Raw genomic sequence first — 13,503 nt, forward strand, 5'->3', positions numbered from 1 at the left:
CTATTTTACTCAGGATATATATATTTATTAATTATATCTTCAACCACCACTGGATGGTTTTTAAGTTATCCAGTTCCAATGCTGTCAAGTTTTGAGTTTCAAATTCAATCAATTTGCTTTTTAATACATCAATACCATAATTTTCTCTTAACCAAAAAGGGAACTCTTCAACACTTTTATTCCAATTTTTGACAGTCAACTTTAGAATTGAAATTAAATCTATTTGAGTCTTTGGATTTAATTCAGTAAGTATTTTTGCTGCATATTTTTGATCAATATAATGAGAGTTTTGTCTATCAGTATTTTTAAATATTTTGATGACTCCTTCAATAATAATTTGATCAGAAACATTCTTTAGTTTTTCTATTAACTGTCGAAAACTTAAATCACCAATTTTCTCAATGAGATCTATTGAAATATAGAATTCGTTTTTTAGGTCATCAGATGTTTTTGGGACTTTCATTTTTTAACTCGTAAGAAGCATTTTTCTGTCAAAAATAAGTAAAAACAAAAAACCACACTAAAAGCGTGGTCGGTAACATACGTTGTTGTAATTGTTTTCCTTACAACGATAAACAGTACAATAATACAAATTGAATAATAGCAATAGCGTAAATAAAAAGTTAAGGAAATATTAAAATTATAAGTTGAGTAATACTATGATGGCTCCAACCCAAACAAAAACAACAAAAAGAATATCAATAAGATCATTGGTTTTAAATAGAAACATCTCGTACATTAAGATTAAAGATTCTTTAGCAGCTTTCATAGTAGTAGGTTTGAGTTGTATAAGCTAAGTTAAGAAAGAGATTTTATAAATGAGATAAAACTTATTCACAGTTGTTGATAAAACTTGTTGGTTTTAAGTGTGTTAATGGTTGAGTTGATTTGAACTACAACACTTGTTAAAAGAAGTGAAACAAAGTTTTTAAGGCTGTAGAATTTTGTTAGTAAAAGATGTCTTCATCCGATAAGGATAATTAAAACAAAACACAAAACAGAGAACTAAAAATAGTTGTATTTTTACGTCAGAATAACTGAAAATATGATATCAAAAGAACAATTTGAGAAAGAGCTAGATTTAATAATCGCAAATGCCATAAGAGAAGATATTGGAGATGGAGATCATACCTCATTATCGTGTATTCCAGCTACTGCAACTGGTAAAGCAAAATTATTAGTAAAAGACGAAGGAATTATTGCAGGAGTAGAGTTTGCTAAAAAAGTATTTGCATACGTAGATAAAGATTTAAAAATAGAAACGTTAATAGAAGATGGAGCACAGGTAAAGTATGGAGATATTGTTTTTTATGTAGAAGGAAAATCACAATCTATTTTAATGGCAGAACGTTTGGTATTAAACGCCATGCAACGTATGAGCGCCATTGCTACCAAAACACGTTTTTTTGCGGATTTATTAGAAGGTACTAAAACCAAAGTATTAGATACTCGTAAAACCACTCCAGGAATTAGAGCCTTAGAAAAATGGGCGGTTAAAATTGGAGGAGGAGAAAATCACCGATTTGCTTTGTATGATATGGTAATGATTAAAGATAATCATATTGATTTTGCAGGAGGAATTACACAAGCCATTACCAAAACTAAAAAGTACTTGGCAGAAAAAGGCTTAGATATAAAAATCATCGTAGAAGCACGTGATTTAGAAGAAATCAAAGAAATTCTTTCTAATGAAGGCGTGTACAGAATTTTGATTGATAATTTTAACTATGAAGATACTCGTAAAGCAGTAGCTTTAATTGGAGATACCTGCTTAACAGAATCTTCAGGAGGAATCAATGAAAAAACCATTAGAGAATACGCTGAATGTGGTGTAGACTTTATTTCTTCTGGAGCATTAACACACTCTGTATATAACTTAGATTTAAGTTTAAAGGCAGTAGATTAATATAACCCAATGGTCATTGTACATAAAATAAAGTAATCTTTTTATGACAAAGACTTGTATAAACAACTAAATACTCATGAAAAAAAGCTTAATCCTCGTAGCTACTTTGGTATTGGCAATTTCTTGTAATACAAAAGAAGCTAAAAAAGACACAAAAGCAGATATGGTAGAAAACCCGTTACTGGTAAAAAGTTCCTTAGACTATGGAGCGCCAGATTTTACTAAAATAAAAAACGAACACTTTATGCCCGCTATTTTAGAAGGGATGAAGTTACAAAATGAAACGATTCAGAAAATAGTAGATAGCGAAGAAGCTCCTACTTTTGAAAACACTATTGTAGCTTTAGAAGAAAGTAGTAAAACATTAGACAATGTAACAGCGGTATTTTATGGTTTAGCAGGTGCACATACAAACGACGAGATTAAGGAAATTCAAAAAGAACTAGCACCTAAATTTTCAAAACATAGCGATGATATTTTGTTAAACACCAAATTGTTCGCACGTATCAAACAAGTGCATGATAATTTAGAAAATTCAAAATTAGATGCTGAATCTGCTCATTTAGTAAAAGAATACTATAAGAACTTTGTAAAGGCAGGAGCAAATTTATCAGAAGATAAAAAAGAAGCATTAAAGAAAATCAACTCTGAATTAGCAAGTTTATCAAACGATTTCGGAAAGAAATTGTTAGATGCTAGTAAAAAAGGAGGGGTAGTAGTAACCGATAAAGAAAAATTAAAAGGATTTTCAGAAGATAAAATCAAGTCAATAGAGAAAGATGGATCTTATGAAATTCAGTTAATCAATACTACACAGCAACCATCATTACAATCTTTAGAAAACAGAGAAGTTCGTAAAGAATTATTTGAAAAGTCAATTCACAGAACTGATGGAGGAGAGTATGATACCAGTGATTTGGTAAAGAAGATGGTAACTTTGAGAGCTAAAAAGGCACAAATTTTAGGGTTTGATAACTATGCTAGCTGGAGTTTACAAGGAACGATGGCTAATACTCCAGATAAGGTGTTTGAAATGTTCAATGGATTAATTCCAGGGTCATTAGAAAAAGCAGCGTCAGAAGTAAAAGAAATTCAAGCAGAAATTAATAAAAACGGAGGAGATTTTAAATTAACTCCTTACGACTGGAATCATTATGCTGAAAAAGTACGTAAGTCGAAGTATAATTTGAATGAGGAAGAAGTAAAGCCTTATTTCGAGGTAACCAATGTACTAGAAAAAGGAGTATTCTATGCAGCAACGAAGTTGTATGGAATAACATTTAAAAAACGTACAGATATTCCAACATACCATCCAGATGTAGTAGTATATGAGATTTTTGAAGAGGATGGAAGCCCGTTAGGATTATATTATGGAGATTTCTTTGCTAGAGATAGTAAAAGAGGAGGTGCTTGGATGAGTGCTTTTGTAAAACAATCTAAGTTACGTAATCAAAAGCCTGTAATTTATAATGTATGTAACTCACCTAAACCAGCCGAAGGAGAGCCAGCATTGATTAGTTTTGATGATGTAGAAACCATGTTCCATGAATTCGGACATGCGTTACACGGATTATTCGGTAATCAAACTTATGCTTCTATTTCAGGAACAAGTACTTCAAGAGACTTTGTTGAGTTTCCATCGCAGTTTAATGAGAACTGGGCTACACATCCAGAGGTATTAAACAACTACGCATTACATTATAAAACTGGAGAAGTAATTCCTGAATCATTATTAAAAAAGATTAAAGATGCAGGAACTTTTAACCAAGGATATTCAATCATTGAAAACTTATGTTCATCGAATTTAGATATGCAATGGCATACTATTTCTGTAGATGATACCATAGAAGATGTAGCAAAGTTTGAAGAAGGAGCATTAGCGAAAATGAAGTTAAATGTAGATGAGGTTCCTCCAAGATACCGTTCAACATACTTTGCACATATTTTTAGTGGAGGATATGCTGCAGGGTACTATTCGTACTTATGGACAGAAATGTTAAGTCATGATGCATATGATTGGTTTAAAAACAACGGGTTGTTAACTCGTGAAAACGGACAAAAATTCCGAGAGCAAGTATTATCAAAAGGAAATACAATGGATTATGCAGAAATGTATAAAATATTTGCAGGAAGAGATCCACAAGCTGAGCCGATGTTAAAAGCAAGAGGTTTGAAATAAATGGAGGATTATTTTGACAACGAAATATATTCAAAAGTCAATTTTAATACCTTAAACATACAAAAAGGAGAATATGACAATTGTACGTTCGAGAACTGTAACTTCGAGAACGTACATGCGTCTAATATTCAGTTTCTGGAATGTGAGTTTGTTGATTGTAATTTTAGCAATGCTATTTTAAATCAAACCGCATTTAAAGATTGTAGTTTTTTGAATTGTAAGTTAATCGGAGTTAAGTTTAATGAATGTAATCCGTTTTTCTTGCAACTGAATTTTAAAAATTGTCAACTCAATTTTTCCTCGTTTTATCAATTGGAAATTCCGCATACAAAATTTATCAATTGTGAGTTAAAAGAAGCTGATTTTACAGAAACGAATGTTTCAAATGCAGTGTTTGAAAGAAGTAATTTAGAAGGAGCAATTTTTGAAAATACCAATTTAGAAAAAGCCAATTTGAAAACCGCATTTAATTTTTCTATTTCGCCAGAAAAGAATCGATTAAAAAAAGCAATGTTTTCAAAAGAGAATATCGAAGGATTGCTAAGTAGCTATGGAATTGTAATTGAAGATTAAAGGTTGTGAAAAAAGAGAAAGAAAAGATTGAATTTAGAATTTATAGTGGTTCCCATAAAGAAGAAATTATTAGAATTTTTAGGTCTAATTGTCCGAAATATTTTAATATCAATGATGAAGAGAACTTAGTTTATTTTCTAGATAATTTTACTGATGAGAATTACCTAGTAGCCCTGCAAGAAGGAAAAGTAATTGGTTGTGGCGGGCATTATACCAAAGAAAATATGCATGGAATTGCTTGGGTAATGTTTGAAAAGCACTCTTTAGGAGCCAATAAGATTTTAAACATTTCTGATCTTTTTTATCAAGAAATAGAAAATAGAATTATTTCAGAAGGAAAATTGTTTCCTATTTTAATAAACACAACACAGTTAATGGAAAGGTTGTTCAATCGATATGGTTTTAAAACCTATGAAGTAATCAAAGATGGGTTTGGAAAGGGATTGGATGAATATAAAATGAAAAAATTGCTAAAATAGTTTTACGAATGACTAGAAGAATTGAAGACAAACTAGAAAAGATTCCAGTTGTAAATTGGGTCGTAGCCTTTGGAAAGAAAATTAAAATTCCAGGGCTAGAAGGAATGTCTTTGTACGACGTACTAGAAATGTACGGTATTGGCATTGTAAAAGGAGCTTTAACAACTAGAGCAGGAGGAATTGCATACAGTTTCTTTATGGCTATTTTTCCTTTTTTACTATTTATTCTTACGTTGATTCCCTATATTCCTATAGACGGATTTCAAGAAGGTCTTTTCTCTCTTATACAAGAAATATTACCCCCAAAAACCTTTGAAGCGGCAGACAGTGTTTTAAAAGACATTTTAAACAACCAATACGGAGGCTTACTATCGTTTGGTTTTTTAGTTTCTATCTTTTTAATGACCAATGGAGTGAATGCTATCTTTGGAGGCTTTGAATATTCATACCATGTAAAAGAAGTTCGAAGTGTCGTAAAGGCTTATATTATTTCATTAGGAGTATCTTTGCTAATGTCGTTGTTCTTAATTGTAACGGTTGTGCTTATTATTATGTATCAAATTGCGCTTTCTAAAATAGGAGAGTATGGTTGGTTTGATTTAAACGACTTAGATTTATTTTACTACGGAAGAGGTTTTCTATTCTTATTAATGATTTTTACAATTGTCTCTTTACTATTTAGGTACGGAACCAAGCAAGGAAAAGAAGTAAAGTTTTTCTCGGCAGGAGCTGTATTAACTACAGTAGTATCTATGTTTACTTTTTATCTTTTTGGTATTTATGTAGTAAAGTTTGCACAATACAATCAATTATACGGTTCTATCGGAACCTTACTTATTCTAATGCTTTTCGTCTGGTTAAATGCGATCATCTTGTTGTTAGGGTTTGAGTTAAACGCTAGTTTATACCGATTAAAACGTAAAAATAAAGCCTAATTTAACCACTGTTTTTCTGCATAAATTTCGGATATTTGCAAGCTCATTTAACGATTTAAATTTTAAAAAATGAAACCAAGTATCCCAAAAGGAACCAGAGATTTTTCATCAACCGAAGTAGCAAAGAGAAACTATATATTTTCTACGATTAAGCATTCGTTTGAAAATTTCGGATTTCAACCTATTGAAACTCCAAGTTTTGAAAACTCTTCAACACTTATGGGAAAGTATGGAGAAGAAGGAGATCGTTTGATTTTTAAGATTTTAAATTCAGGTGATTATTTAAAAAAGGTTGATGAAACCTTATTAACAAATAAAGAGAGTCAGAAAGTAATTTCTAAAATTTCTGAAAAGGCTTTACGTTACGATTTAACAGTGCCATTTGCACGTTACGTAGTACAACACCGAAATGAAATTACCTTTCCATTCAAACGTTATCAAATTCAACCTGTATGGAGAGCGGATAAGCCGCAAAAAGGAAGATTTAGAGAGTTTTACCAATGTGATGCAGACGTAGTAGGAAGTACTTCACTTTGGCAAGAGGTAGAATTTGTACAGTTATACGATACCGTTTTTAGTAAACTAGGATTGAATGGTACGACTATAAAAATTAACAACAGAAAGATATTGTCTGGTATTGCTGAGGTAATTGGTGCATCAGATAAGTTAATTGATTTTACAGTTGCTTTAGATAAATTAGACAAGATTGGTAAAGAAGGAGTGGTAAAAGAAATGCTTGGAAAAGGTATTTCTGATAGTGCTATAGAAAAGGTCGATCCTTTATTTAATTTTGATGGAGATAATCACGCTAAATTAGCGGCGCTAAGTAAGATGTTAGAAACGTCTGAAGAAGGAATGAAGGGAGTAGAAGAATTGCAATTTATTGTAAATGCTATTGAAGAACTTGGTTTAAGTTCAGCTTCTTTAGAAATAGACGTCACCTTAGCACGTGGATTAAATTATTACACAGGAGCTATTTATGAAGTAGCTGCACCAGAAGGTGTAAAAATGGGATCTATCGGTGGAGGAGGAAGATATGACGACTTGACAGGTATTTTTGGAATGAAAGATGTATCTGGTGTCGGAATATCATTTGGATTAGATCGTATTTATTTGGTGATGGAAGAATTAGGATTATTTGAAGCAGTAGCATTACCAAAGCCAAAAGTGTTGTTCTTAAATTTTGATGCAGACCAAAGTATTGCTAAGGTGAAGGCAATTAGAGAATTGAGAAGTAACAATATTAAATCTGAATTATATCCAGATGTAGCTTCAAGTAATAACCAACAAAAAAAGCAGTGGAAGTATGCTACAAATAGAGAAATTGACTTTGTAGTAACGGAAGCAGAAAATGGTACACTTGTTGTAAAAGATATGAAGGCAGGAGAACAAGTAACTTGTACTGTCAACGAATTGATTAACAAACTAAAGTAAATTACCGACAATGTCGTAAATTTACACCTTATAACAACAGAAAGAAATGTTTGAAGTGAATAACAACAAAATGAATGACGAAAGAATAGACGAAATAGGAGAGAACCACATTGCAACGTCGGCTAAAACTCCGTTAAGAGCAGATGCTTTTGATATTTCGGACAAAGAAAAAATAGAAAGAATACAAGAAAGTGTTAAAGAAATTCTTGAAACTTTAGGAATGGATTTAACAGACGACAGTATGCAAGGAACTCCTAAAAGAGTTGCAAAAGCTTTCGTTAATGAATTGTTTATGGGGTTAAACCCGAAAAATAAACCAGAAGCTTCTACTTTCGATAATACTTATAAGTATGGTGAAATGTTAGTAGAAAAAAACATCATTGTGTATTCTACTTGTGAACACCACTTATTACCAATTATTGGTAGAGCGCATGTAGCTTATATTTCAAAAGGGAAGGTTATTGGTCTTTCTAAAATGAATCGTATTGTAGAATATTATGCAAAGCGACCTCAAGTACAGGAACGTTTAACAATGCAAGTAGTACAAGCAATGCAAGAAGCATTAGGAACAGAAGATGTAGCTTGTGTTATTGATGCAAAACACTTATGTGTAAACTCTCGTGGAATCAAAGATATTGAAAGTAGCACGGTAACTGCTGAGTTTGGTGGAGCATTTAAAAACAAAGAAACAAAACGTGAATTCTTAGACTACATCAAGTTAAATACAGACTTTCACTAGACCATAAAAAAATATAGTAAAAAAGCTCATTCAATTTGAATGAGCTTTTTTATTTTCGCTAAACTCAATAATCATTAAATTTTAAATATGAAAAAGCAAACATTACGATTAATTGCTATGTTTTTTGCTACTACCTTCATAGTATCTTGTAGTAGTAATAGTGAATCAGGTTCTATTGGAGACGAAAAATTAGCGGCAGAGCAAAACGCTTCTGAAGAGAATATAATTCCAGTAGCTAGTTTAGAAAATGGACTTTTAATTAATGGAGCAACCAAAAAAACTGGAACACCTCCAGCACCAAATAGTAATATTGATTTTACAATAGGAACTGATAACGGAACAGGTTTTCAAAAATCAGGTATAAAGATTAAGTTTTCGGCAACAGATGATGTAAAAGGAGCATATATACGTTTTAAAGATGTAGATGGAAATGCTACCACAAGTTATTTTGATGTACCAGCTACTTCTTTTGGATATAGAGGAACAACTAAAATAAAAAAAGAAGTATTGTTTCATGCCACTGAAAAAAGTACTGAAAATAGAGCCATTACCGTAAACTTTAAAGATGTAATTCCTCCTGGTAAATTTTGTTATGATATTTGCATCTATGATAGTGCGAACAACGTAAGTCAAATAGAAACAGTATGTGTTACCATAGAATCATGGGGAGGTAATGCTGCCATGGTTGGAAACTGGTCTTTAGATCGCATTGAAAATACAGAAGATCTTGAAGAAATAGAATGTACTGGAGGTGGAAAAGTGAGCTTTTATTATGAAAACGAAATTATTAGTAGAGATGTAGTTCTTAGTTTTAAAGATAACGGAGCTTATAATGATGAGGTAAAAACAGTATCTAAACACCTTAACTATTCAGAAACCGTAAATACATGTTCTTTGGTGTATGAACCTGAAGAGAGAGAAGAATTTGCAAGAACTGGAAATTGGGCGTTTAACGAAGAAGAAAAAGAGTTGACAATTGTGATGTTTAAGTATGACGATTTAATAGATGCTCAAAACTCTGAGGAATACGAATTTGGAGATTCTGTTTTTAGCGGAATTACGTTGAAAGAGATTACAGGAAGTACAATGATTTTAGAAGAAGAAATAGGGTCAGGTGATAAAAAGATTACTTATTACTTTAAAAGAATATAAACTAAGAATTAAGTATAAAAAAAGCTCCTTTAATTTAAAGGAGCTTTTTTTATGTTGTAATATTCTATTCTTCAGATTGATTTTGTTTTAATTTTTTTATTCCATCAACTAAAAACCAAGAAGCAAAAAGCAATCTAACAAGTAAGAAGATATACTTGTTTTCCGTTCTAAAGTTAAGTAACACCCTATACGTTTCTCTTTCTTGAAAGAAGGTGCTAAATGTTCCAACTAATATAAATACACCAATAGCTAGATAAATAAAAGGTAATATTTTTTTCATTTTATTGAATAGGGATTTTAATTTCGTATTGTTTTCTACTCTTATTGTTTAGTTTATTTTCTCTTAGCCAAGAATTATGCAGTTTTAACTCCTTATAGGTTGTGTTAAAATGTTTAGCAAAGGCTGCAATATTTGTAATGGCAGTATCTACTTTTACCGTATATGTAGGAGGTAAGGTATACAAATCTTCTTGATCAAATTCAAAACCATATCTTTTAGGATTTGTCATAATCTCTTTTAAAGCTAAGATTCGAAATACGTAACGTTCTGTTTCGTTGGGTAATTTGGCATCATAGTAATTGGTTACACCTTGTACATCTAGTCGTTTAGCTACTCCGTAGTTACCAGCATTATATGCAGCAGCAGCCAACGTCCAAGAACCAAAACGTTTTTTTGATCTTTTTAAATATTCCGCAGCAACTTTCGTCGATTTTTCAATATGATAACGTTCGTCTACATTGTTGTTAATTTCCAATCCAAATTCTCTACCAGTTTGTTTCATAAAGTGCCACATACCCGCAGCTCCAGCAGATGAGGTTTCATCAATAAATCCACTTTCAGCTAATGCTAAGAACTTAAAATCGTCTGGTAAACCATATTTCTTTAATAAAGGTTCGAGAATGGGAAAATACTTATGTGATCTTTTTAAGAGTAACAAACCATTAGATTGCCAGTATGTATTTACTAATAACTCTCGGTCCATTCGTTCTCTAATATCTTCTCGTTCTATAGGTACACGTTCTCCAGCTAAGTTTAAACCTTCGGGTAACTTAACTGCTTTTATAGTATAGTTTTCCGCGACATTTTTTACTACCGGTTCCTTGTCTTTACTAATACTGTTGGTTAGTAAAACAGATAAACCACTAACGGTGATTAATGATAAAATTCTTACAGCTTTATTCATACTTCAATATTTTATTTAGAAACACATGAATTAATTATGATACGGATGCTATATGGGCACACGTTTCTTCTATATGCTTAGAAATGGTTCTAGCTTTATTAAGAATCATAATATGTGTTCCTTGTTCAACTTCAATTGCGTTTTGTATATATTTTATAGGGAAAACTTCATCTTGTCTTCCATGTATATGTGTTATCTCTTTTAAAGGCGTTTCCTGCTGCCAATGTAATACATTGTATATGGCCCATTGTAAATAATCAGCTTGTCTTACTGATAAATACATTTTATATAATTCAGCTCTCTTTTTTAAATACTTTCCAAAGAAAAACTTTTCATAATTTTCAATGTTTGCCACTATATTAGTTGGAAACAATTTATATGCTTTGGTCACTTGTGCTAAGCGTAATCTTTTTGGCAATTCTTGTTTACATTTAATACTCGACACAATAATAACCTTTTTACAGTCGATAAGTTTGCTCATTTCTTGCACCATAACCCCTCCAAATGAAACCCCAATTAATACTGGGTTTTGTTCGTTGATGTTCTCACACATACGCTGTGCATATGATTCAATAGATTCATTAACACTTTTAGGTTGTATCCACTCTAAATAATGAATTTCAAATTTGTCTTTAGGAAGGGATATATATTCAAATATTTTAGAACTTGCAGCAAGTCCAGGTACAAAGTAAATATGAGTTTTTGTCATTATTCTAAGAACTTTTTATCATATAAGAATTCAGTTGCATATTCATGAATGTCTGATAAGTCATCTGGGATATTTTGCCATAAACGAACTTTGACTTGTCTTCCATCGCAAAAGATATAGGTACTGGCTAAGTCCGTTATTCTAGGGTCATCATAAGCATCTTTAAACTTAGAAAAATCAGAATTTTCAATTTTATCTAGTAAAGATTTTAATTCTTTTTCAGATAATTCAAATTCATGTTTACCACTCTTTAATACATGCTCTCTGCCATTAAAGAAGGCTTTACCATCTTTGTTAATGTAAAAGTCATAGACAGGACAATCTCCAAAGCAGGCTGTTTTTTTAATGGAAATTAACCTGTTCTGTAATTTACTTTTTAGCTCATTAATAACTTCTTCTTTCCCGTCATCTACACTTTCAAAAACATTTGATTCTTGCAAGCGTTGTTTCCAAAAATCCTTTTTATTACTTGGAATGGTAACTAATGCAGAAACTACACCTTTAGCCTCTAAGTCTAACTCATTCCAAGTAAGACCACTATTGGTAATTAATGCTTTGGCACTTTCAATTTGTTTGGGATTGTTCAGAATTACAACTAACTGATTGTCTTTCATCTCTTCTTTCACTGGATCTGTAGTACGAGTTAATTCTTCAGGTTGAATTTCTTCAATGGCGTTTGGATTTTCTTTTTTAGGAGTACCGCAGGTCATCGCTAGAAAAAGCATACAAAGACTTAGATATTTCATAATAGGGTGATTTTGATTTTTTGTTTTGAAGGGTCAATTTTTTGTTGAGACTAAAGTTACAGTTATTTCATACAAAAGCAAAAAGAAAAGCCCCTAAAATGGGGCTTTTAACAAATATTTTATGAGTTGTTATGCAACTACAGAATCTTTTACAAAATCAAAACGAACCAAACCATCTTCGTCAATTGTGGTTAAGGTAACTTTATGAAGTGTATTGACTAATTCAGGATTCCAAGGAGCCTTAACTTTTACGTAATTTTCAGTAAATCCGTGGATATATCCTTCTTTGTTTTCACTTTCAAATAAAACGGTTAAGGTATTTCCGAGTTGACTTTCATAAAAAGCCCTGCGTTTTTTAACCGATAACCCACGTAACATTTTACTACGTTTTGCACGAACATTTTTAGGAACTACGCCGTCCATTTCTGCTGCCTCTGTATTTGCTCTTTCAGAATACGTAAATACGTGTAAATAAGAAATGTCTAAATCGGTCAAATAATTGTATGTTTCTAAAAATAATTCATCTGTTTCACCAGGAAAACCGACAATTACATCTACACCAATACAAGCGTGAGGCATAACTTCTTTTATTTTCGCTACACGATCTGTGTATACTTTGCGTAAATAACGACGTTTCATTTTCTTTAATAAAGTATCACTACCAGATTGTAATGGAATATGAAAATGAGGTACAAAGGTGTCTGAGTTAGCAACGAAATCAATGGTTTCATCTTTAAGTAAATTAGGCTCAATGGATGAAATACGTAAACGATGAATTCCTTCTACAGTATCTAATGCTTTTACTAACTCTAAGAAAGTATGTTCATGTTTTTTATTACCAAACTCACCTTTACCGTAATCACCAATATTTACTCCAGTTAACACAATTTCCTTAATTCCTTTCTCAGAAATTTCTTTAGCATTCTTTAAAACATTTTCTAGAGTATCACTACGAGAGATTCCACGAGCTAATGGAATCGTACAATACGTACATTTATAGTCACATCCATCTTGAACTTTTAAGAAAGCACGTGTACGATCGCCAATAGAATAAGCACCTACATATGAATCAGCTTCTTCAATTTCACAAGAATGTACTTCTCCAATATCATTTTTGGTCAGGTCATTGATGTAACTAGTCACGTTGAATTTTTCGGTAGCCCCTAAAACCAAATCAACACCATCTACAGCTGCTAATTCTTCGGGCTTTAGTTGAGCATAACAACCAACACCAATAACAAAGGCATCTTCATTTTTCTTTAATGCAGATTTAACAATAGTTTTAAAACGTTTGTCTGCATTATCAGTAACCGAACATGTGTTTATAACATATACATCTGCTTTTTCTTCAAATTCAACACGCTCAAAACCTTCATTTACAAAGTTTCTAGCGATGGTAGAAGTTTCAGAAAAATTGAGTTTACAACCTAAAGTATAAAAAGCTACTTTTTTATCTACATTCATCTT

General features: G+C 31.8%; 15 protein-coding genes. 8 read left to right on the plus strand and 7 right to left on the minus strand.

The window, feature by feature from the left end; translation table 11 throughout:
* Window positions 1-31: 31 nt before the first annotated feature.
* Window positions 32-463, minus strand: coding sequence for a hypothetical protein (locus ABNT22_RS05980; RefSeq protein ID WP_348715041.1), 432 nt, complete (start codon window positions 461-463; stop codon window positions 32-34).
* A gap of 177 nt (window positions 464-640) precedes the next feature.
* Window positions 641-769 (minus strand): hypothetical protein, encoded by a 129-nt coding sequence (locus ABNT22_RS05985; protein ID WP_348715042.1) that lies wholly within the window; start codon window positions 767-769, stop codon window positions 641-643.
* Window positions 770-1,045: 276 nt separating this feature from the next.
* Here ABNT22_RS05985 and nadC point away from each other — a divergent pair, with 276 nt between their 5' ends.
* The 8 genes from nadC to ABNT22_RS06025 all read left to right on the plus strand — a co-directional run bounded on the left by nadC (window position 1,046) and on the right by ABNT22_RS06025 (window position 9,397).
* Window positions 1,046-1,906: a carboxylating nicotinate-nucleotide diphosphorylase gene (gene nadC, locus ABNT22_RS05990; RefSeq protein WP_348715043.1), complete on the plus strand. Its 861-nt coding sequence runs from the start codon at window positions 1,046-1,048 to the stop codon at window positions 1,904-1,906.
* A gap of 76 nt (window positions 1,907-1,982) precedes the next feature.
* Complete coding sequence (locus tag ABNT22_RS05995) at window positions 1,983-4,085, plus strand: M3 family metallopeptidase (RefSeq protein ID WP_348715045.1); 2,103 nt, start codon at window positions 1,983-1,985, stop codon at window positions 4,083-4,085.
* Window positions 4,086-4,658 carry a pentapeptide repeat-containing protein gene (locus ABNT22_RS06000; RefSeq protein WP_348715047.1) on the plus strand — a complete coding sequence of 191 codons (573 nt, stop codon included), beginning with the start codon at window positions 4,086-4,088 and terminating at the stop codon, window positions 4,656-4,658. It begins immediately after the preceding gene.
* 5 nt (window positions 4,659-4,663) lie between these two features.
* Entirely contained in the window at window positions 4,664-5,137 is a 474-nt protein-coding gene (locus tag ABNT22_RS06005) for a hypothetical protein (protein WP_348715049.1), read from the plus strand.
* An 8-nt stretch (window positions 5,138-5,145) separates the two neighbouring features.
* A complete protein-coding gene (locus ABNT22_RS06010; protein WP_348715050.1) occupies window positions 5,146-6,072 on the plus strand; it encodes a YihY/virulence factor BrkB family protein in 927 nt (308 codons plus the stop codon).
* A 69-nt stretch (window positions 6,073-6,141) separates the two neighbouring features.
* Window positions 6,142-7,506, plus strand: coding sequence for a histidine--tRNA ligase (gene hisS / locus ABNT22_RS06015; protein WP_348715051.1), 1,365 nt, complete (start codon window positions 6,142-6,144; stop codon window positions 7,504-7,506).
* Window positions 7,507-7,552: 46 nt separating this feature from the next.
* Complete coding sequence (gene folE, locus ABNT22_RS06020) at window positions 7,553-8,245, plus strand: GTP cyclohydrolase I FolE (protein WP_086030677.1); 693 nt, start codon at window positions 7,553-7,555, stop codon at window positions 8,243-8,245.
* Window positions 8,246-8,332: 87 nt separating this feature from the next.
* Entirely contained in the window at window positions 8,333-9,397 is a 1,065-nt protein-coding gene (locus tag ABNT22_RS06025; protein ID WP_348715053.1) for a hypothetical protein, read from the plus strand.
* A gap of 64 nt (window positions 9,398-9,461) precedes the next feature.
* Here the strand turns inward: ABNT22_RS06025 and ABNT22_RS06030 are convergent, their stop codons facing one another.
* The 5 genes from ABNT22_RS06030 to mtaB form a co-directional block, all read right to left on the minus strand.
* Window positions 9,462-9,677 carry a hypothetical protein gene (locus ABNT22_RS06030; protein WP_348715054.1) on the minus strand — a complete coding sequence of 72 codons (216 nt, stop codon included), beginning with the start codon at window positions 9,675-9,677 and terminating at the stop codon, window positions 9,462-9,464.
* A 1-nt stretch (window position 9,678) separates the two neighbouring features.
* A complete protein-coding gene (locus ABNT22_RS06035) occupies window positions 9,679-10,581 on the minus strand; it encodes a lytic transglycosylase domain-containing protein (RefSeq protein WP_348715055.1) in 903 nt (300 codons plus the stop codon).
* Between the two features lie 34 nt (window positions 10,582-10,615).
* On the minus strand, window positions 10,616-11,290 hold the full coding sequence (locus ABNT22_RS06040; protein WP_348715056.1) for an alpha/beta hydrolase: 675 nt from the start codon (window positions 11,288-11,290) through the stop codon (window positions 10,616-10,618).
* On the minus strand, window positions 11,290-12,036 hold the full coding sequence (locus ABNT22_RS06045) for a DUF6438 domain-containing protein (protein ID WP_348715057.1): 747 nt from the start codon (window positions 12,034-12,036) through the stop codon (window positions 11,290-11,292). Before ABNT22_RS06045 ends, ABNT22_RS06040 begins: the two co-directional genes overlap by 1 nt.
* 129 nt (window positions 12,037-12,165) lie before the next feature.
* Entirely contained in the window at window positions 12,166-13,500 is a 1,335-nt protein-coding gene (gene mtaB / locus ABNT22_RS06050) for a tRNA (N(6)-L-threonylcarbamoyladenosine(37)-C(2))-methylthiotransferase MtaB (RefSeq protein ID WP_348715058.1), read from the minus strand.
* Window positions 13,501-13,503: the final 3 nt, after the last annotated feature.

The organism is Tenacibaculum sp. 190130A14a, assembly GCF_964048965.1.
Classification (GTDB): domain Bacteria; phylum Bacteroidota; class Bacteroidia; order Flavobacteriales; family Flavobacteriaceae; genus Polaribacter; species Polaribacter polynesiense.